Annotated in this window: 1 protein-coding gene and 1 pseudogene; both read left to right on the forward strand. The window is 60.8% G+C overall.

All coding sequences use genetic code 11. The features are described 5' to 3' along the window. Window positions 1-98: 98 nt before the first annotated feature. The gene (rpmF, locus tag ACXJKH_RS21690; RefSeq protein WP_017357626.1) at window positions 99-296 is read left to right on the forward strand and encodes a 50S ribosomal protein L32; all 198 of its coding nucleotides are present in this window, start codon (window positions 99-101) and stop codon (window positions 294-296) included. Window positions 297-386: 90 nt separating this feature from the next. After that, window positions 387-704 (forward strand): annotated as a pseudogene (locus ACXJKH_RS21695) (3-oxoacyl-ACP synthase); the annotation flags it as partial.

The raw sequence follows: 704 nt of genomic DNA on the forward strand, positions 1-704 counted from the left end.
GTCGTCGGCGGCTGCGGCGAAAGCGAAAACTGTGCTGGGCGCTGGCGTCCTGCGCGACGATACGACGAAGCAAAACGAACCGAGTTTGGAGCAATCCCATGGCTGTGCAGAAATCCCGTGTCACCCCGTCCCGCCGCGGTATGCGCCGTGCGCATGACGCCCTGAGCGCCAAGCAGCTGTCCACCGATCCGACCACCGGTGAAGTGCATCTGCGTCACCACATCACCGCTGACGGTTTCTACCGTGGCAAGAAGGTGATCACGACCAAGTCGAACTCGGCCGTCGAAGAAGATTGATTCGTGAGGGCCGCTGCCCGGTCGGGCAGCGGCCTTTACTCCTTTCTTCCCGGCTGTCACTGTTGACGGCCGTGTACAGCAGGACATGCAATGAGCAAGCGGATCTACTCGAGGATCGCGGGCACTGGTAGTTATTTGCCCGAAAAAGTGTTGACCAACCAGGATCTGGAGAAAATGGTCGACACCAGCGATGAGTGGATTCAATCGCGCACCGGTATTCGTGAACGGCACATCGCGGCCGAGAATGAGACCACCAGCGACCTCGGCTACCACGCCGCGGTACGTGCGCTTGAAGCGGCCGGTATCGACGCTTCGCAGCTCGACATGATCGTGGTGGGTACCACCACGCCTGATCTGATTTTCCCGTCCACCGCGTGCCTGATCCAGGCCAAGCTCGGTGCGACCGGC

The organism is Stenotrophomonas sp. P5_B8 (assembly GCF_054049855.1).